We start from the raw sequence: 21,199 nt of genomic DNA, 5'->3' as shown, positions 1-21,199 counted from the left end.
TAATGTGCGACTCTTTTTTCGTGCTTTGTTTTCAGCCGTTTGTGGTTGTGATTTCCGGTCAGTGCCAAAAAATCGAAAACACCAGCATTGAAAATAAAGGGCTTATGAAGCATCAAACCAAAAGAGTCGCACATTGAGCTCAACAATATGAACTTTAATGCGTAAAACACTCTCCCACTCTATGAATTAGTAAGTAATTCATGAGTGAAACACTCCTATCTGCGGCAAATTGATTATAATATTTTTGTTAGTAACTTTATTTGCAATCATTTTTAAAAAAGTTTATCAGTTCTCCCGGATTATTAAAGCCCGTTTCTTTCTTATAATCATCAGGTGATTTATTAGGATCATGACCTTTTGCAGTTTTCACATGCATTAATTCATGAAGCATAACCATCGCTTGATAAAACTCAAGGTTATTACCAGCATCTTGTAGATACTGTCTTGATGGATACTTCATACTATCGAATTGTGGGTAATAATAACTATTACCAAGTAAAATTAATCCCCCATAAGGAGAACCATTTGTCGAACCTGGGGCCGCAGCAACTGCATAATCCCTTCCTGTTGCATAATCAAAGTAGTTATCCATCCAAAACCTATAGTAGGTAGTATCGCGGGGGGCTCCAGGCATCTGGGTTGTCCTAGCATACGCAGATTTTGCATCAACTACCTTGCCTGTTTTCTTGAAGTCCTCAAGAAATTGCCACAGACCCAAATCAATTGCCCATTTTTTACAATTTTCCGACGCCTGTTCTAAAAACTCCATTAAATTTTTAAATTCTGGGCTATCATCTGCTTTTGGTTCAGCCGCTTCACCACTAGAGGTGGGGGCATCGGAAAATTCACTATCCCCATAGGATAAACCGAGTCCGGGATTGTATGCTTCAAATTCCGCTAACACAGAGGGTTGCCTAGGCTCTCCTCCACCCTTCTTTTTTAAGCCTTCAGGGTCAATCCAATCCACTGGACTGTTCTCCACATAAGCATAGCGATTCCAACTCTGCGGGTTGATGAGATAGCCGCTGGCTTCATAAGGGTCAGATTGATTAAATCTGCCAATATTCGCCGAATAGTCGCGATTGACCGCGTAATCATTCCCGGTCTCCGTATCTCGCTCATAGCTGTTCATCTTATGTTTATCCGTCGTGCCGCTGGTGTTCAACTCTTCGCCGAATGGTAAGTGTGCTTGCCGTCCTTGAATTGAGCCTTGTCCATCCGTAATCGTCGCCCGAACACTCAACCGGTCGTACAAAAAGAACAAGCGACTGCCGCTGCTTTCTCTGGCAATCATTCGCGACCCGCTGAAAATGTAATCCGTCACCACTGTACCGGTTGAACCATTATGTTCGGCGATGCATTGCCCACCTTGCCAGACATAATGTGTCGTCGTCGAGCCGACCACTTTTTTGATACGTTGGTTTTGATGATCGTAAGCATAGGTCGCCGTCGCGCCGCTATCGACACTCACCACCCGATTCTCGGCGTCGTATTGATAGGTGTGCGAGCCATCATTGGTGACATTGCCATTGGCATCATAGGTGTAACTCACCGGGCTGCCGCCATTCGTCGTCACACTGCTGATTTGATTGGTCGGCACACCGCCTGATTGCGTCAGTGAGATGGATTGAATTTGAGTGCCGCCGCTCGTCGCATCGTACACACTGGTTCGGTTGCCCCAACGGTCATAGACAAACCGCCGCTGTGCCGACACTGAGTTGGTCGTTTGATTGGAGGTCACAAGCCTGCCGAGATTGTCATAAGTGTAACTCGCCGATTCAGTCGCTCCGTTGATGCTGCCACTGATGCTCATCAACTGCCCGCTGTTGCCAGCCGTTGACCCGTTGCCGTTTTGTCCTGAACTTGCCGCATAGCTGTAGGTCAAACTCAGGCGCGTGAAGCCGTTTTGGGTCACGGTCTGAGAGGTCAGTTGCAAGCGGTTGCTGTCATAGCCGAATGACTCATTAATGTTCGAGCCGAGCGTCCAACCCGACACCTGTCCCGCGCCCGTGTAGCTCACACTCGATAAATAATTCGTGGAGTCTGAGTTGTTGACGATGCTCAATAACCTGCCGTAAGCGTCGTGACTGAGGTTGAGGGCGCGAGTCGAAGGATAAGTCATCTGCGTCGCTTGTCCGGCTTCATTCAAACTGTAACTCGTGGTGTAACTCTTCGCGCCGATGGTCGCGGTCATTCCCGATAATCTGCCAAAACTATCATAGCTGTAACTCTCGGATGATTGTCCGCTGAGACTCACCGACAGCAACAAGCCTATCGTAGAACTCGATGCTCCGTTATCGAAGGTGTAGCTGACACTCGGCGTTGCCGGAACCCCGCTTGACCCGACGTTGTAGCTGATGCCGGTTAAGCGATTCATCGTGTCATAGGAGTATGTGGTAATCACCCCGCGCGCATCGGTCTTCGTGTCAACCGCGTCAAAATCCGTGTAGGTGTATTTCGTTGTCCAATAGGTTCCCGTGCCGTCATTGATGCTGGCAGTCTGTTCGGGGATTTTTTCATAGAGCATTCGGGAGAGCGAATCGTATTTGAACTTGCGATATTGACTGCCTTGATTGACCTCTTTGAGATTGTCGAGCAAATCATACGAATAGCTGGTCTCCTGATTGAGTGAACCGCTTGACACATCCTGCTCGGTCACTTTGATGAGTCTGCCTAGCCCATCCAACTCGCGTTTCATCTGCCGGTTCACTTGATCGGTCACCGTCACCGTCGCGCCGCTGTAACTGGTCTGCACGGTGTTGCCGCCCGGCAAGCTCACTTGCGTGGCTCGCCCCAGAGCATCGAAGCTATTGACGGTCTCCGGCGTCGGACTCACGCCTGCTTGATACGGATTGCTGCGTTTCCACACTCGTCCCATCGCATCATAGGTCGTGGTTACTGCTCCAACGCCTGGCGGGGTTTGGGTGATAACCCTGCCCCAACCATCATAGCTATAGCTTGTCGTCACCGTTTTGGTATTCGCGCCTTCGTCATAGGTGACCGTCTGGCTTGCCGTCAAATTCGCGTCATCGAAACTATTGTCGCTGGTTGCGGTCGTCGGATAGGTCGCCACATCCGGTCTTAATGCCGCATCATAAGTGACGGTGGTTTGTTCGCCGCGCGGATCGGTCGCGCTAATCACCAAGCCGGTGTTGAAATCATCTTCCATCGTCGAAGTCAACGCCCCTGTGCCCGTGCCTTTGGTCACCGATACCGGCGCGGTGTAAGCATTGGTGCCATCAAGCGTCGAGGTCTGTTCATTGCAACAACCCAATTCCTGCTTCACCACATTGCCGTATTTATCATACTTGGTCTTGCGGGTGATGCTGGTTCCCGCCCCCACATCTTTGTAACGGGTCACGCCGGTGACATTGCCCCTCACCGTCTTGGTCGCATCATAAGTTGCATCGTGATTGGGGGCTTCGCTTTGTCCGCTATAAACCTCCATGCCGCCCATTGAGGCATAATCATCGTAAGTAAACGTCGCCTTTGCCAACAGCGAATCATCGTTGTCGTTGGTGTTTTCCAAGGCATCATAAACATCGGTCTCAATCACCAGACTTCTCAGATAAGCATTGAGATAGGAAGTGTCGGTTTTATAAACCACATGGGTTCGTCTGCGGACTTGAAACACCCCACTGATTTTATAACCATACTCGCGCGTGTTGGTGACGTTGCCATAGCTATCGTAATCGAAATCCACCTTAATTTGATTGGCGGTTGGCGTGGCGTCATCAGAGCTGGTCACCGTCTGCACCTGTTTGTTGCTGCCGCCATCGGTCGTATAAGTGAACTCGGTCTTTGCCATCGTCGCGCTTGAGGCATTCTGAATCTGGGTTTCCGTCATCAAGCCATCATTGGAACCGGTAGTTGAGCGCGTCAACAATAACTTTGAGGAATCGGGGCGCGTGATGGTGTAGGTCGCCGTGCCGCTTCCGGCGCTTGACGAATAAGTATAAGTGGCAGTCGGGGCGCTGGTCGCGCTTTCCGCGCGTTGACTAAATGACGGCGCATCCGTAAGCGACGAAGCAGTCGTTGGATAGTTAAATTCTACTGAGTTCTTTTCCGTGCCGTCAGCAATCACCAGGTTGGCATCGATGCTCATATCCTTGCGACCGGTCACCTTGTAAACCATGCCATAGACCGAATAATCGAACTTGTAACCGGTGTTGGTCGCGGGAAAATAGACGTGCTTTAAGACCGGAATATTGCCGCTAGGCGCGTTCTCCACCGTCAGTCCGCTGAAACTCGCGCTGATCGAACGGCATTCGTAATCGAACTGCGCCACCGTTCGTGTTCCCGTACTGAAATTCGGCGCAGTGATCGACGACAGATTCATGTTGGTGTCATAGTTGAACTGCAAGTATCTGCCCATCGAGTCGGTGAGGTAATCAATCGCCTGCCGCCAGAGAAATTGATTCGGAGCCGAGCCGTTGTAGGTTTTATAACCGATAGACACATAATTGCCGTTGGCATCTTTGATCTTGGTCGGTAATAAACGATTGTTGGTGACGCTGATGGTCACGGCGGTGCCATTATTGAAATAGAGTTTGCCGCCCGCCGATTTACTGCCGACAAACGTAATGTGTGTGCCATCGGTAGTTTGATAAGTCGTCGAAGTGGTGTCGCTGCCGGTGCCCAGATAATGACGGGTGCCGTCCGGGTCAATCAACACATACTTGGCGCTCGCCCCTGAGCCATAAGTCAGAATGCGCCCGAAGTTCAAAGAAAAGCCCGGCGAGGGCGAGCTATTCACGGCGTTAAAGGTGATGGCGCTGCCGTGCCGCGACCAGATGCGAGAGTTATAAAACAGCGTCAGGCTTGCGCCCAAGCCTCTGCCGCTCAGACCATAGAGCGGCATCGCCATATTGAAATTGCTGCCTTCGGGTTGCACATTGCCAAGGAGGGTTGGCTCCAGAGCGCGATAGCGCGGATTGCCAACCAGATTGCGCGATTCGCTGTAGAGTTCATCATAACCAAAATCGGAACTGTCACCGATGGTCGGACAATAATTATTCTGCGCGTTGACGGTTGGCATGAATTTATCCATCAGCTTGTCGAGAGGCGCGAGGCTGCCAATGCGAACCCCGGAATCGGTGAGCGAACGTTGGTCGGCGTCCCAATCGGCGTCGGTTTGAGTTGGGCGATTGCCCGGACGAATCAGCACCGGAATGGATTGTTCGGCAACCCCGGCGCGACAAGTGATCTGCGCCTGTCCGGGTTGCAATAAAGTTGCCGTTCCACTGTCATCAACAATTAATTTTTCAGCATCGGAAGATGACCAGGAGAGCCGCGCTCCTTGCACGGTTTGTCCGTTGTTATCCAAAGGCAAGGCACTAAACACAACACTTTGTCCCTGATAGCCGACAAATTTGGCAGGAGAGATTTGCAGTGAAGCCACTCTGGTAAGGCGTTCGTTCAACGTCTCGCGGTGACGTTGCGCGGGTTTGCCTCCGAACAACCACCTGAAAAACGAGGTGACGCTGCTCATCGGCGCAGTCACCACATGGGTGGTTGCATTGAACGTAGTAGATGCCAAGACCTGCGCTCCTTCAATGAATGAGCCGTGTGAAGGCAGCATCAACAAACTCAAGATCAATGCCAGACAGATCAGTTTTCTTCCTAAATGCTTTTCGTAAAGCGCACAACCGGTTTGAGTGATTGAGAAATGAGCGAAGAAAAACGAACTGACAGGCTGGGTTGCATAACATCATCCTCTAAAAATTTAATTTGGTTCTATGACGAAGTGAGGTACGGGAAATATCGAACAGTTCACTTAACAAAAATGTTAAGCCGGGGAAAAAACCGAAAACTTGCTCTGCTTTGAAACGGGTTCAGTATATGAAAGTTAAACCGCAAATTTCAAGAACTATTTTCTGAATAAATGGTTGCAAATTTGTTACAAGAATTTGAAAACCTCATTCTTCTCGCTTGGAAGACCGAATGCCGGTAAAGTTTTTTGCGTCATTTGTGATAGAAATTTTCTACTCTCACCTTTGTCCATTTTCAGATGCGCGAATACCTTGATTTACAGGCTATTTATGTCATTTACCTGTATCTCATCGCGCTCTTCTGAACGCATCCAGAAGAGCCGTTGGTCTGTCGGTTTTGATGGCATCAACTTTGAGCGTCCATAAAGCGCCCGCAATTTCCGGCGAATCGAGTGTCCAAGCCCAGACTTCTACGCCCGATTGATGCGCCTTTTCGATGACTTCTAAAGAAACTTTGCGAAAATTGACTGAGATAGAATGCGGTTTGAACTTCAACACTTTCTCTAAAGATTCCTGAAAACTGACGGTCGTATCGTATGCCGGATTGATGTGAAGTTTTAAATCCGCGCCCAAAGCTTTACGCAATTTTTCAGCGGTGCGCAGATCGGGCGGCTCAAGTACGACGCGGTCGCGCGCAGGCGTTGCGCGCAAAATCTCGATAGTCTTATCAACCAGTTTGTCGAAATTCGCGCCGCGCTTGAGTTCGATGTTCAGCAGTCCGGTTTTAATTTTCGCGAGTACATCTTCAAGCGTCGGCACATGACGATTGCCCGCATCATCACCTACGGGGGTGAGCGGACTGGCGCGCAGTTCCGGGTAAGTCATATCGGCGACCGGGCGCGTCTGTTGCGGTTTCGGCAAGCCTTCGACGCGCCCGAAAATTTCATCGTGATAGATGACCACCACGCCATCGCGGGTCAATCGCAAATCGGTTTCGATACCATCAGCGCCGATGCGCGCGGCGCGCTGAAAGGCTTCGATGGTGTTTTCCGTCGATTCACGCGCGCCGCCGCGATGGGCGATGATTAAGGGTTTACTGCGAGCAATAATTTGCGCCTGTGAATTGAAAGGCAAATCAGCAAAAAAGCTGAACGAAAGTAAAATCAGAGCGGCTGATATAACAATTTTTTTCACGCTTCATAACTCCTGAAAATTTGGCGAAAGCGTTAAGTCAACAAGTTGCCATTGCGGCGGTCAAAGACCGCCTCTCAACAGTAAAAGTCATATTGCCATTTGTTTTTAAATAAACGGCAAGCATTCTACAAACAGAAAGAGCCGGAGGCTAGTGGTTAAACGCTTGTTGCAAACATTTAACCGCCAGCCTCCGGCTCAGTTGATTAACCAAAACTTAAATTACTCTTCGTTCTTGGTCACCTGATTGAACAGGTCGCCGAGCGTCGCCATACCGGTGTCCTGATAACTACGAATGTCTCCGGGGTCGTTCTCTTTGCCGACGGCGCGCGCCGACAAGCCAATCTTTTTCTGTTCGCGATCAAGTTTCAAAATCTTGAACGGCATAGCTTGACCGGCTTTGAAAACTTCTTCGGGTTTTTCAACTCGTTCGTCGCTCAGTTCCGAAATATGGCAAAGCCCTTCGATGCCCTCTTCGATTTCAACGAAGGCACCGAAATTGGCAAAGCGGACAATCTTGCCGCTAATCACATCGCCGACTTTATGCGTATCAAAGAATTTATCCCAGGCATTGGGTTCAAGGTCTTTGATAGACAAACTCAAACGGCGATTTTCCATTTCGATGTTGGTGATGATGGCATCGACCGGTTGACCTTTTTTCAAGACATCAGATGGATGTTTGATGCGTTTGGTCCAGGAAATATCGGAAACGTGAACCAGTCCGTCAATGCCCTCTTCGATTTCAATAAAAGCGCCGAATTCGGTAAGCGAACGCACTTTGCCGGAAACTCGCTGACCGACGTGATAGCGTTCCATCAAGGTCGACCACGGGTCGGGCAATGCCTGTTTGATGCCGAGGCTGATGCGGCGATTGTGCGAATCGACTTCAAGTACAACGGCTTCAACTTCCTGTCCCATCGAAAGCAATTTCGAGGGATGTTTCAAACGTTTCGACCAGGTCATCTCGCTTACATGCACAAGACCTTCAACGCCGGGTTCGATTTCAATGAACGCGCCGTAATCGGTAAGGCTCACGACTTTGCCTTTGACCTTTGAACTGATGGGGAAACGTTCGGCGACACTTTGCCAGGGGTCTGGCTGTAGTTGCTTATAGCCGAGCGAGATGCGTTCCTTTTCGCGGTCAAATTTCAGAATCTTGACTTGAATGGCATCGCCGACTTTAAACATTTCGTTCGGCGATTGAATGCGTCCCCAACTCATATCGATGATGTGAAGCAGACCGTCAATGCCGCCCAGATCAATGAACGCGCCATAATCGGTGATGCTTTTCACAATGCCGTCAACAATGTAGCCTTCGTCGAGGTTGGCAAGGGTTTCGGTTTTCTTCTTGGCAGATTCTTCTTCGAGAATCGCTTTGCGCGAAACCACGACATTGCCGCGTTTTTTGTTGAGTTTGATGACGCGCACATCAATGTCTTGATTGATGTAGGCTTCAAGGTTGCGCACCGGGCGGGTATCCACCTGTGAACCGGGCAGGAAAGCTTCGACGCCGTACAAATCGACGGCGAGTCCGCCTTTGATGCGTTTGGTGATATGACCGGTTACGGTTTCTTGAGACTGATGCGCCTGACGGAGTTTATCCCAGGATAAAATCTTGACGGCGTCAGCGCGTGAGAGTACGGCGTAACCATCCTGATTTTCCAAACTCTTGAGCAGGACATCCACTTCATCGCCACGCCCAACCGTAACATTGCCGCTGCGGTCGAGAAATTCTTCGCGCGCCACGACGCCTTCAGACTTATAGCCGATGTCAATCAGAACGTATTGCTCGGTTATGCCAACCACCACACCGCGGATAATTTCGCCTTCCTGTTTGGATGCGGCGCTCTCTTTCTCGTAGTTTTCGAGCAACGCGCTGAAGTCGCCCATGGATTCGGTTTCCGGTTCAGCATTGGGATTTTCGGGGTTGTCGTTCGCATTGGAACTATCGTTGCTGTTTTCCGGTGTGGGTGCGGTTGCTACAGGGGCAGCCTCTTCAGACTTGCCGTCTGTGCCTGCGCTCTGACTGCTATTGGCAGCATTATCGTTGGCGCTATCTGCTGCCATGCTTGCGCCGGACGGGTTTACCTCATCTATCGCCATTTAACTGCTATGCCTCCTCGAGTGCCTTTGAAATTTCATCAAAAACCAATTATGAAAATTGGCGTAAGCGTTCCTCATAGCTATGCTTCATCTTTTTATTCAGAGATGAAGGCGAAGCCAAACAATCTCAGATGACCTATGTCGCTGATGCTACGAATGTCTCTCCTTCGGGAGAGCGCGTGGCAGGACATTGAAAACCGTGCTTGATTTGCTCTCGCTCCATACATCTCTATGAGGCAAGCCACAACTCTACACCCTTGTACCATACATCGTCAAGGAGTTGGGCAAGCCGCTTTTTCATCAATAATTTTTAACCGTTTCTTTCTTTGAACCATGGGAAACAGGCATTATTTAGTCATTTTGTTTTTATCGTCTGCGAGACAAAAAACTACTGGCAGCTTTGCTTGCATCGACTTGAAGGGCTGCGATATACTCGGTTGCCCAAAATTAAAGTGGGTTCACCGTTGGTCAAATGTTCTCCCTGTTTTTCCAAATGTCATTAGGCAAAACATTTTTATCGGGGATGTTTTGGTTCATTTAATAAATTAGAAGTTTGTGCAGGAAATAAGAAGAGGTTCATATTGATGCGTTGTATCTTATCGTCCTTGCTGTTGTTGATAACCTTTGCTCTTTATGCTTCAGCAAAACCTCACACCGCTCAACGGCTGGCTTCGTCCTCACGCGGCTACTCAATGGTGTTGGTTGATGCCAACACCCCGGCAGAACTTGCCGACGCCCGCGATTTTATTGCTTCGCAAGGCGGCACGATTGCCATCATTCTTCCACCGCATACCATTTATGGCTGGATTACTCCTGCGGTAAAAGCGCGCATTCTTGGTAAGCATAAAATTCGCGCCGTGCATGATTCGGCAATTGACACCCAGGCTTTGCCCTACGGCGACCGCGTAACCCACATGGCAGCGCGACTCTATAACGACCTGGCAAGCGGCAGACGGGCGCGCCAGTTGGAATCAAACCGCCTTGAAGACAAACAGGAATTTAACGTCACCCGCCCGCCGCTGGTTGAGTGCGCGGTTCCACGTCCGCATTCATTTAACAAACAGGATTTTATTCGCAATCTGCAATCGCTCGGCGCGCAGGAAAGTTTAGAAAATCTCAGCGTGCAGCCGAACTTTTGGGGCAACACCGATACTATGGATGGTAATGTCGCCGTCGCGGTTTTTCTGCTTGAAAGCACCGGCGCAATCGACCCCAATCAACACACCTGGAATCAGGCTGATCAAGACATCGCGCTCACCGCTGTCGTCGAAGGCTTGAACTGGTGGGTCGAGCAATCACGCGCTTTCAATCTCGGACGCCCGTTGCAATTTACTATTGTTCCTTACTTCGCCAATAACCCTGCCTGCCAGATTGCTTATGAACCCATTTTGCACGAAGGTCGCGAGTCGGCGCTCTGGGTTAATAATGTAATGAACAATCTCGGCGTTGACGCCGGCGATACCTTCATTCGTGTCGCTTCTTTTGATCGGGTGATTCGCGATCAAAATCGCGCCAACTGGGCTTATTCGATTTTCATCGGTTACAATCCTGCGCCCGCGCAGAATGCCTTTGCCGACGGACGCGCTTCGTGGGCATATATCGGCGGCCCGCATGTCAATGCTTTATTCCGCACCTATGGTTGGGATTTGAAGCGCATCATCTCGCACGAAACCGGGCATATTTTTTATGCCTGCGATGAATATAGCCAACCGGGGTTTCACACCTGTAGTTGTAGTTGCGCGCCTGAGGTGAGACCCGAAGCCAAAAACGGCAATTGCGAATCGGGTTGCGGGGTGTCAACCGAATGCATGATGCGCATCAATGAACTCGCTTTATGCGCCTACACCGCAGCACAAATCGGCTGGACGAGTACCGTGCTGCCTGACATTCCCACAGCGCCCGCAGGACTCGTGGTTTCCGCATCTTCACCGACCCAGGTGTTAGTCAACTGGCAGGACACCGCAACCAACGAGGCGGGATTTCAGATTGAACGCAAAGGCGGGTCGGATGCGAATTTCAGTTTGATCGGCACTGCCGCCGCAAACCTCACTTCGTTTGCCGATAACACGGTCGCTGCCGATACGATTTACACCTACAGAGTTCGCGCTTTTAATGTGTCGGGCGCATCGGGATATTCTTCAGAATCAAGTGTGCGCACGCCTGCGACCTCGACCAACCTGAGCATTTCCACAGCGGATTTATCTGAAGCCACGGTCAATGTTCCCTACAGCCGCACGCTCTCTGCATCGGGTGGGTTGCCACCTTATCGTTGGCTTGTCGATAGCGGGACATTGCCGCCCGGCATCAGCTTGTCACAATTTGGCGACCTCTCAGGAACGCCAACATCGGCGGGAACCTTTAATTTTGTCGCGCGCGTCAACGACACGGCAAACAATTCAGTTACCAAAGCATTTTCTTTAGTCGTCAAAGCTGCCGCAGTGCTTACAATCACTACTAAAGAATTACCGCGAGGCTCAGTAGGTACAAGTTACAGTCAACAACTTGGTGCCTCTGGCGGACAAACGCCTTACACCTGGACAATTCAATCCGGCTCATTGCCGGAAGGTTTAACGCTCACGCAAACCGGCAACCTGCAAGGCACCCCGGAACGCGCCGGCACTTCGAGTTTCACGCTTAAACTCACGGATGCCACCAGTGCCACAACGACGACAACCCTTTCGCTCGTCATCAATCCGGCGACTTTGTTGTTGACCATTCAAACCGTCGCGTTGCCGGATGGGGTTGTCGGTGAAACTTATTCGCAAACCCTGATCGCCGCAGGCGGCAGTTCACCCTATCGCTGGGCGCTCAAATCGGGAGAACTTCCCAATGGTCTCACGCTTTCAGCCAATGGCATCATCAGCGGCACACCGACATCGTCAGGTGAAAAATCTTTTGAAATTGAAGCCATTGATCAAAGTGGACAACGCGCCATCAAACAATTTGAGATTGATGTTGACCCGCCACCTGAGTTTACCATCTTGACCCAATCCGCTTTAAAGACAGGGGCGGTTGGCGTGCCTTTCCGCGTTGAATTGCAAGCCACGTCAGGCACCGAACCCTATGTCTGGAAGAAAAAGAAAAAAGCCAAATTCGGAACCTTGCCCGACGGCATAACGGTTTCCAAAGAAGGGATATTATCGGGAACACCGACCGCTCAAGGCACTTATAATTTCACCTTGCTGGCTATCGATGCGGCAGACCGCGTTGCTTCTAAACCGTTCACATTGGAAATCGCGCCGCCACCACCACCGCTTGAAATTCGCACTACCAGCTTACCGGCGGCAACTCAAGGCTTGCCTTACAATGGCAAACTCGAAGCCAACGGTGGAGTTGCACCTTACGCCTGGTCGCTTGATTCGGGCAGTTTACCAAACGGCTTAACCTTATCCGAATCGGGCGACATTACGGGACGCGCAACCGCCGTGTTCACCGCCAATTTTGTCGTGCGTTTGCGTGATGCGATTGGCACATCAAGCACCAAAGCGCTTTCCATCACCGTCGTTCCGCCGCCGCCGCCACTTGCGATTACCACGACTTCGTTGCCGGAAACTTCAGCCGAGCGCGCTTACAACCAAAGCTTGCAAGCCACTGGTGGCGTACCGCCTTACACCTGGAGTATCGCCAACGGCAGTCTCGGCGCAGGCTTGAACCTTTCAGCCAGCGGCACGATTTCAGGAACGCCAACCGCACCGGGAACCGCGGTGTTTGGCGTGCGCGTAACCGATTCGGCGCAACAAACCACGGTGCGAACGTTGGCAATTAAAATCAACCCGGCTGACCGATTGGCACCTTTCGGCGTATTTGAAACACCCGACCACAAAGCCACTTTGACCGGTACGATTACCGGCACCGGTTGGGCGCTCGATAATGTGGGCGTCGTGGCGATTGATATTCTAATCGATAATCAAAAAGTCGCCGAAGCCGATTACGGCATCGCCAGACCCGATGTTGCTGTCGCCTGGGGTTCATTCCCGAATGGCGCAAACGCCGGGTTCAGATTCTCACTTGATACCACCAAACTCGCCAACGGCGATCATACGCTCGCGGTTCGTTTTGCCGATGCGCAGGGCAATACCGTGATCGTCGGCGCACGCACTATTCAAGTTCAAAATCGTTTGCTTGCCATCACCACTACAGATTTGGTCAGAGGCAAAAAAGGTGAATCTTACAGTTTCCAATTGGGCGCAGCAGACGGGCGACCGCCTTACACCTGGACGCTCACTTCGGGCGCGCTGCCGCAAGGCTTGAATATGAACGCCAGCGGCGTCATATCGGGAACGCCGACGGTTGCAGGCTCATTCACCTTCGGTGTGCGGGTAAACGATACGGCAGGCGGGGTTGCCGTCGCATCGCTCATCCTGTTTATTCAACCGGACATTGAACCGTTGAATATCGTCAGTCGCGGCGATTTGGCGGCAGGTTTAACCGGCGTCGATTATGCTTATCAGTTGCTCTTTGCCGGTGGCACAGCGCCGCGAACCTGGAGCATGGCAAGCGGCAATTTGCCGCCGGGACTTAGCCTTGGCGCATCAAGCGGGGTGATTTCAGGCAAACCAACCCAAGTGGGCAATTACACTTTCACGCTTCGCCTGACCGATGCCACCTCAACGACGGTTACGTCACAGCCGTTGAACATCGCCATCACGCCGGGTCCCCTGGTCATCACGAGCAGCGGCACCCTAACGCAAGGCACAGCCGGAAGCGCATACACTTATCAATTAACTTTCCTTGGTGGACAAGCGCCAATGACCTGGTCACTCAGCAGCGGCGCGAGCTTGCCGCCGGGGCTTTCATTGAATGCAACGACCGGCGTGATTAACGGCACACCAACCACACCGGGCACTTACACCTTCACGGTACAGGTGGGCGATTCACAGCAACCACCCGTCAGTGTGACCTCAGGCACCTTGACCATTGTTATCGTGCCTGCGCCGCTGGTCATCACCAGTTCGGGCACCTTAACCGGCGGGCGAATCAATCAGGCATACACCCATCAACTCACTTTCACAGGTGGCACGCCACCCGTGACCTGGTCTTTGCCGACCGGTTCGACCTTGCCGCCGGGATTGACGCTGAATACTACGACGGGCGTGATTTCCGGCACGCCAACGCAAACCGGCAACTTCTCATTCACCGTGCGAATTACCGATTCAGCCAATGTCGTAGCCACTTCAAGCGCGTTGCAAATCACCATCTCGCCTTAATGAAAATCGTTCGGGAGTGTAGGCGGTGACCGGCACTCCCGAATACATTCGTTTGAGCAAATATGTAAAAGCTTAACCGCTCGCTTTGCTCAAGCGGTAAAAACCGGTTTGATGATGCGCGATGAACCAAGCCATTAACGAAGTTTGCCATAATCATCCACACCTCGCCGCCGCTTTTACCTGCACTGCCTGTCACACAAATTTTTGCCGCCATTGCGTGAAATTCATCAATACTTCAACCGTCTGCATTTGCACTTTGTGTGGTTCACTTTGTGCGCCTTTTGCTGAGCTTAAACAAAAACATGATCTTCAAGTTGACCGGCAAACCGCTTTCGGGTTTGAAGATTTCAAATTCGCTATCGGCTATCCGTTGCAGGAAATTTTTACCTTGCTTGGGGTTTCGGCAATTTACGGCGCGGGCTATTTCTCGCTCACTTTTTATGCTTTGAAAGGTGTCGGAGGCGTTCTCGGCAGCCTTGGCTTGCTTCCGGCTTTTCTGGTCAATGCCATGATGATTGGCTGCGCGAGGTTAATCATCAAACGCCTTGAAACCGGACGCAGCGATAGCGCAGACGTTTTCGATTTATCGTATCTGTTAAGCGAATTCTGGACCTCTGTGCGAATCGCTGCGGCGATATTTATGGTCGTCAGTTTGCCGACGATTTTAATCCTCCGCTTTAGTTCAACGCCGCTCATCGAACAATCCTTTCCGGTCTTTTTACTCATGCTGAGTTGGACGATTTTTTATTATCCGATTGCTGTACTTGTCGCTTATCTGAGCGGCAGTTTCTGGACAACCATCAATCCGATTTTTGGTTTAAGCGCAATGCTCAAACTTGGCGCAACTTTTCTGCGCCTTTTTGGGTTTTATCTCATTCTGGTTGCAATCGCGTCTACAGCGGTTTATTTAATTAGCGCAGTATTTTTACGCGCCGGTTTTAATATCGTTCTCTTTTTAAGTTTAGGTTTGTTTGTTGCCCCGCCGATTTTTTACGCCAATATGGTGCTTGCCGCTTTAATCGGGCGGGCGCTTTTTAAACACGGCGACCAACTTTAATTGCGAGGAGCCGCAGCGTGACTTCAGTAGACCCTTCAAACTGTTTTTTCAATAAATCAATCGAAACTCTTACAGGCGATTCGTTACGCGAATGGCAAAACCAGCGACTGCGAAATCTGTTGGCAGAAATAAAACCCAATCAATTTTATCGGGAAAAATTCAAGGCGCGCGGGCTTGAGTTTAACGACATTAAAACAGTTGAAGATTTGCGGGCGCTTGCTTTCACGACAAAATCCGAACTTGTTGCGGAACAAGCGCAGCACCCACCGTTTGGCAGGCTGCTGACTTACCCGCGTTCGCGCTATCGCTATTTACATCAAACTTCGGGCACTACAGGTCGTCCGCTCAAGTGGCTCGATACTGCCGAAAGCTGGCAATGGTTTGTTGACGGTTGGGGCTATGTGTTTCGCGGCGCGGGCGTCAGTGAAGATGATTTAATTTTTTGTGCCTTCTCTTTCGGTCCCTACATCAGCCACTGGGTAGCGATTGTCGGGGGTTGGAATATCGGCGCAATGTGTCTGGCGGGCGGCGGACTCAACAGCGAACAGCGGTTGCAAACCTTGCTCGACAACCAGTGCACCGTGTTGCTTTGTACGCCGACCTACGCTTTACATCTGGCTGACCGCGCCGCGGAACTCGGAATTGATTTGCGAAACTCCAGCATTCGCACAACCATTCACGCGGGCGAACCGGGCGCAAGTCTCCCGAATATTCGCAAGCGGATTGAAAGCGCTTGGGGCGCAACCTGCTATGACCATGCGGGCGCAACCGAAGTTGGCGCGTGGGCATTTGCCTGTGCGCAAGAGCGCGCAGCCATTCATTTGAACGAAGCCGAGTTTATTTTTGAAGTTATCGATCCGCAAAGCGGCGAACTGCTTGATGCCGGCAAGCGCGGCGAGTTGGTAATCACCAATCTTGGACGCGCAGCCATGCCTGTGCTCAGGTATCGCACTGGCGATCTGGTTGAAATCATCGATGAACCCTGCGCTTGCGGCAGAAGTTTCGCGCGCATCAAAGGCGGGGTGCTCGGTCGAGCAGACGATATGATGATTGTGCGCGGCGTCAATATTTATCCCGGCGCGATTGATGATTTGCTTGGCGGACTCGCGAACATCGCGGAATACGAAGTTCAGATTCGCTCGATTTCAGGAATGCACGATTTGTTAATCAAGTTTGAACCGACGGACGCTACTGGTTTTCAAGAAACTTCGCAGACCATTGCCAATGCCTTTCGCAATCGCTTCAACATTCGCGTCAGTATTGAAGGGGTCGCAAGCGGCAGCCTGCCGCGTTATGAATTCAAAGCTCGTCGTTATAAACGTATCGCAGAGGAAACATAATGACGCACTTGGTCAACAGGGTGCGTTTGCTTAAAGCAGGCAAGGTTTCTCAGGCGCGCGCGCTATTGCTTGCATTATTTTGCTGGTTAGGCGGTGTCGATTTATCCGCACTCAATATTTCGCTGCTTTCTTCAAAGTTTGGGAAGCTGCGAATCCACACGGTCAATGCCTGATGCAATTCTCCGGTGATCTGTTTTCGCAAGCGGTTGACAAATCCTTTTGCGCCTTTGATGTCGGTATCGGAAAGTAAAATAACCAAATCATTGTGCGGGTTTGTAGAAATCAAATCATCGTTGCGAACCGACGAACTCACCAGGTCAAAGAATTCGGCAACTTTGACTCTGATACTTTGCGCCTGCGGTTCAAGGCGATAGCCGACGATTGAAAAGGCGTTGCCTTTCTCCATCACCATCTTTATCTGTTCTTCAACATGCACAATGAAATGGCTGTAAGGTTCGAGTTTATCTTTTTTGGCACGCGGTAAATTATCCCTGAAATCTGCCCCAGGGGTTGCGCTGAGGTCTTCCTCAAAAACTTTCTGCGCGATTTTATCCGTATGATGGGCGATGGCTTCACTGAGCGCCACGGGCGTCGCAATCCAGGAATTAATCCCGCGATAACGAGCGATTAATTGTCGCGCTTTCTGTTTCAGTTCTTTGGTGCTGAAGGGTTTGGTTAAGAAATAATCCGCGCCCAGTTCGGTAGATAAAATACGGTCGCTGGCGCGAATATGAAATTTCGACAAAACGATAATCGGAACCGACAGGCTGGCGCGAATATGCGCCAACACTTTGAATCCGTCAACGATTGGCGCATCCACATCAAGCAGAACCAAATCCGGCGGCGACGCCAGAATGCTGGCAATTCCGTTTACCGAATCATTATAAATTTCGACGTGAAAATCTTGCAAAGCTCTGGCAATGCGTTCACAGGAGGCGCGGTCATAATCAATCACCGCAACGGTAAATTTTTTAGTGCCGGTTTGCAAAGTCTGACGTTTCGTTGATTCGGCTGATTCCATCTGAGGTTTAGGCGAATGTGAATCTGCGCTTTTCTCCTCAATGGTTAATCGGGCGACGGCAGGTTTTTCTTGTTCAAGCACCGGCTCTGTGCCTGACTCAGAAGTAAAATCGGTCGAGCGTCTGAGCGACGCTTGCTCTCTGGCACTGGCGAGCAGGTTTTGTTTCAACTCGACAAGGTCATCATTCAGGAGTCGTTCAATTTTTGCGCTCGCGTCTTTTAATTCGACAACTCTGCGTCGCGGGTCGGCAATCTGAGCATGCGTTTCAACTTTATTTAAATCAAATTCATCTATCTCAACATCAAGCTCTTCGACAAAATCAGAAAAATCGTAATCCCGAACTTCGATGACCGCGCCTGCTTCGGTTGCTTCCTGCTCAACCAACTCGCTGGTATCGAGTCGCGCCGGGTTTACCACCGACACCGATTCAAGAGTGGTTTGAGGAGTCGAGGTCGCATCCACTTCGGCTTGCACAAAGGTTGATTCCACAACTGGCTCAACCTGATGCGGAAAATCTTCGGAGTGGACTTGCGTTTCGCTATGGGTATCGTGCTGGGCAATGGTTTCCACAGGAAACTCGACTGCCGAGAAGGCTTCAAAAATCTCTTCCGTTTTTGCAGGTTCAACGGGTTTCGAGGTTTCTGTGATGGGTTCTACAGTTGCGGATGGGTTGAATTGATTTGCGCCATTTAAAAGAAACAATCCCTTGAAGGCATCGATTTCAATGGCTTGCGGTTTGAGGGTCGTCGATTTTTCAAATGCCAATGACCCGGTTCGACGGTTCCCTAGCGAATTGCTTTGAATGTGAAACGACTCTTTCACATATGGCGAAAGTTCCTGAACAACTTGCTGATGCGCTTCATCAGCAATCAATAAGACCGTAGCGTCCAATGACTGTGCCCATTCGGCAAATTCGCGAATGCGGTCTTTGCGCCCTTCAACTTTTCCTTGAACCAGTTCGGCAACCGAATCGAAAACGAATCGTTTAGGCGATGATTCTTTTAACCACCACGCCAATTCGCGAAGAATCGGTGTGAGTTTGGTTAAGCGGGCGACCTGCCCGATGATCTGTTCCGAATATTCCAGAATAACCAGTTTGCCTTTTTGCACATCTTCAAGACAGTCATAACCCAGGCGCGCAAATTGGCGCATGGCATCTTGCGGTGAATGGTGAGTCACCAGCGCGACATTATCACCCCGCTTTAATCCTTCAATGAGAAATTTGATACCTAAGATTGATTGTGCGGCAATGTCTCCATGCGCCAGATACAAGGCTCCCCTCATCAAGCCGCCCAGCAGTTTATCAACCGGTTCTATTCCGCTTTGTAGTAAATCAGGGGGTTTGCTACTCATAATTCCTGCGCCTGCCGCTTTGCCATCTTTAGACTCGAATCAACCACCATAAGCCTGCGACAAATAGCCAATCACCATCTCTGTTTTATTAAATGCTCAATCAAATACCTATCCCAAAAATAATTTCAGATGGCTCAAGTCGCCACTACTGCCACAGCGCGTTTTAACCTGGCAACGGTTTTCTCGCGACCAAGCGTAATCATAATATCAAACATTCCTGGTCCCACAGCTTGTCCGGTTAAAGCGGTTCGCGATGCATTGATGAGCAACCCGGCTTTGACGCCGGCTTCCTCGGAATAGGCTCTGAGAGCCGATTCTGCGCCATCGTGAGAAAAATCTTCGACCTCATTCAACTTATCAGCCAGCCCCGGCAAGAGTTCTTTCAGGCGTTCATCTTTCAAATTCTTTTTGACCGCAGCTTCTTCATACTCAAATTCATCGGCAAAATACGGTCTTCCAAGCGTCACAAAATCGGTCAAGGTGCGATAGCGGGCGCGCAGCAAATCAATGGTTTTTGCAAACCATTCGCGCTTATCACTGGCATATTCGTCGCGCCATAAATCCGCCTTTTTAAATTGTTCGGCGACTATTTCCGCAAGCTCGGAGAGCGCCATTGCTTTGATATATTCGCTGTTCATCCAAAGCGCTTTCGGGTCTGTCCAGTCGCCTTTTTCCGATTCTTCAAAATTAAAAATTGCGCCGGATTTATGAACCTCTTCGAGGCTGAATTTTTCAATCATTTCGCTACGCGATAAAATCTCTTTTTCGTCGCCCGGCGACCAGCCAAGCAATGCCAGAAAATTGACCAGCGCATCCGGCACAAATCCTCTATCGCGGTAGGTAGTCACCGAAACCACTTCGCCATGTTTGCGTTTCGACAATTTGATTTTACCCGGCGCAAAGATCAACGGCAGATGCGCAAATACCGGAATCGTCGCCCCCAGAGCCTGATAAATCAACACCTGTTTATGGGTATTGGTCAAATGGTCTTGACCGCGAATGACGTGGGTAATTCCCATATTAATATCATCGACAACCACAGACAGGTTATAAAGCGGATGCCCGTCCGAGCGCACCAAAACCAAATCTTCGATGTCTGTATAATCTCGTTCTTGCTGCCCAAAAACCAAATCAACAAATTTCGATGTCCCCGATTCCGGAACCTTTAATCGGATGGCTGCCTGTTCCCCTACCTGCAATCGGCGTTGAGCTTCTGCGATAGGCAAATCGCGATACGGATTTGCCTCCTTTCCGGTTGTCACCTGCGCGCGTCCACGCTCCGCGCTACGTTCTTTAACGGTTCGGTCATCGTTCTCTTCTTTAGGCGTGAAATCGTAATACGCCTTGCCTTCTTCAACCAATCGGTAAGCTGCCGCGCGATGTTCGTCGGCATAATCGGATTGAAAAAATGGTCCTTCATCGGCATCAAGTCCTAACCAATGCATGCCTTCAAGAATGCCCTTGACCATCTCTTCCGAAGAGCGTTGTATGTCTGTGTCTTCGATACGCAAAAGAAAAATGCCCTTATTTTTTCGAGCAAATAGCCAGTTGAATAAAGCGGTTCGAGCGCCGCCAACATGCAGGTAACCGGTCGGTGAGGGTGCAAATCTAACTCGTATCTTTTCTGTCATAAGCTTGTCATTATGTGCGAGCGATTTATTAAAACGCAAGGTGAGCCTTGCGAGAAATAAAAAAGAGGAGCCGAGATTCGGCTCCTCTTTAATTTGTTAAGTAGAGGCAGAATTTTATCTCCTACCTCTACGGTTAGGGTTTCAACTACTGACAGGTTTGAGTGATGCGCTTCGTAGCGAAGCCGCCATCAGAGTTGCTGATCTTCAATTCAGCGTTGCCATTGAGTAAGCCGCAGGCATTGCCTTTGAGAATCAACGTGTTGTAGCTGATGTTCGAGCCCGTCGTTACGGCGTTCTTGAACTTCATCTTCTTGACTCTCGTGCCATTGATGGTGGCAAGCGAAGTGTCTTGGAAGTTGCTACCTCTGACGACTAACACGCCGCCTTCAATTGTTGCGCTGTCAATGACAGGAGCTGTGCCCGTGCCACCCGATGCACCTCTACAGGTGAAGGTGACTTGAACGCCCTGTTCATTACCCAACGCACATCCCGCCGGTGCTCCGGCAACTGCGGATGTCAGGTTGCGGCTCGTGCCGCCACTTCCCGTCACGAAGATTAAGAACGTCTTCCCTGCATTCGCACTGC

General features: G+C 50.3%; 9 protein-coding genes. 3 read left to right on the top strand and 6 right to left on the bottom strand.

Annotated elements, in window-relative coordinates; translation table 11 throughout:
• Positions 1-256: 256 nt before the first annotated feature.
• From AB1757_25400 to AB1757_25390, 3 genes are all read right to left on the bottom strand, one after another.
• Positions 257-5,539 carry an RHS repeat-associated core domain-containing protein gene (locus AB1757_25400; GenBank protein MEW6130395.1) on the bottom strand — a complete coding sequence of 1,761 codons (5,283 nt, stop codon included), beginning with the start codon at positions 5,537-5,539 and terminating at the stop codon, positions 257-259.
• Positions 5,540-6,059: 520 nt separating this feature from the next.
• On the bottom strand, positions 6,060-6,905 hold the full coding sequence (locus AB1757_25395; protein MEW6130394.1) for a glycerophosphodiester phosphodiesterase: 846 nt from the start codon (positions 6,903-6,905) through the stop codon (positions 6,060-6,062).
• Between the two features lie 219 nt (positions 6,906-7,124).
• A complete protein-coding gene (locus AB1757_25390; GenBank protein MEW6130393.1) occupies positions 7,125-9,005 on the bottom strand; it encodes a 30S ribosomal protein S1 in 1,881 nt (626 codons plus the stop codon).
• 584 nt (positions 9,006-9,589) lie between these two features.
• Between AB1757_25390 and AB1757_25385 the strand changes: the two genes are divergently transcribed.
• The 3 genes from AB1757_25385 (at position 9,590) to AB1757_25375 (ending at position 16,609) form a co-directional block, all read left to right on the top strand.
• Positions 9,590-14,212 carry a putative Ig domain-containing protein gene (locus AB1757_25385; protein ID MEW6130392.1) on the top strand — a complete coding sequence of 1,541 codons (4,623 nt, stop codon included), beginning with the start codon at positions 9,590-9,592 and terminating at the stop codon, positions 14,210-14,212.
• A 121-nt stretch (positions 14,213-14,333) separates the two neighbouring features.
• Positions 14,334-15,269, top strand: coding sequence for a hypothetical protein (locus tag AB1757_25380; GenBank protein ID MEW6130391.1), 936 nt, complete (start codon positions 14,334-14,336; stop codon positions 15,267-15,269).
• A 17-nt stretch (positions 15,270-15,286) separates the two neighbouring features.
• Positions 15,287-16,609, top strand: coding sequence for an AMP-binding protein (locus tag AB1757_25375; protein MEW6130390.1), 1,323 nt, complete (start codon positions 15,287-15,289; stop codon positions 16,607-16,609).
• Positions 16,610-16,658: 49 nt separating this feature from the next.
• Here AB1757_25375 and AB1757_25370 read toward each other — a convergent pair whose 3' ends face one another.
• The 3 genes from AB1757_25370 to AB1757_25360 all read right to left on the bottom strand — a co-directional run.
• A complete protein-coding gene (locus tag AB1757_25370; protein ID MEW6130389.1) occupies positions 16,659-18,983 on the bottom strand; it encodes an ATPase domain-containing protein in 2,325 nt (774 codons plus the stop codon).
• A gap of 134 nt (positions 18,984-19,117) precedes the next feature.
• Positions 19,118-20,614, bottom strand: coding sequence for a glutamate--tRNA ligase (gltX, locus tag AB1757_25365; GenBank protein ID MEW6130388.1), 1,497 nt, complete (start codon positions 20,612-20,614; stop codon positions 19,118-19,120).
• 145 nt (positions 20,615-20,759) lie between these two features.
• Positions 20,760-21,199, bottom strand: a 440-nt coding sequence (locus tag AB1757_25360) for a hypothetical protein (GenBank protein MEW6130387.1), incomplete at its 5' end; no start/stop codon positions are given.

This window comes from Acidobacteriota bacterium (genome assembly GCA_040754075.1).
Taxonomy (GTDB): Bacteria; Acidobacteriota; Blastocatellia; order UBA7656; family UBA7656; genus JBFMDH01.
The sequence above is the reverse complement of the archived record's forward strand: the minus strand, read 5'-3'. Positions and strand labels throughout refer to the sequence as shown.

Bases quoted from the DNA above. Each gene is read 5' to 3' on its own strand.
- AB1757_25390 (MEW6130393.1), bottom strand. From the start codon at position 9,005: ATGGCGATAGATGAGGTAAACCCGTCCGGCGCAAGCATGGCAGCAGAT.
- AB1757_25385 (MEW6130392.1), top strand. From the start codon at position 9,590: ATGCGTTGTATCTTATCGTCCTTGCTGTTGTTGATAACCTTTGCTCTT.
- AB1757_25380 (MEW6130391.1), top strand. From the start codon at position 14,334: ATGAACCAAGCCATTAACGAAGTTTGCCATAATCATCCACACCTCGCC.
- AB1757_25370 (MEW6130389.1), bottom strand. From the start codon at position 18,983: ATGAGTAGCAAACCCCCTGATTTACTACAAAGCGGAATAGAACCGGTT.
- gltX (MEW6130388.1), bottom strand. From the start codon at position 20,614: ATGACAGAAAAGATACGAGTTAGATTTGCACCCTCACCGACCGGTTAC.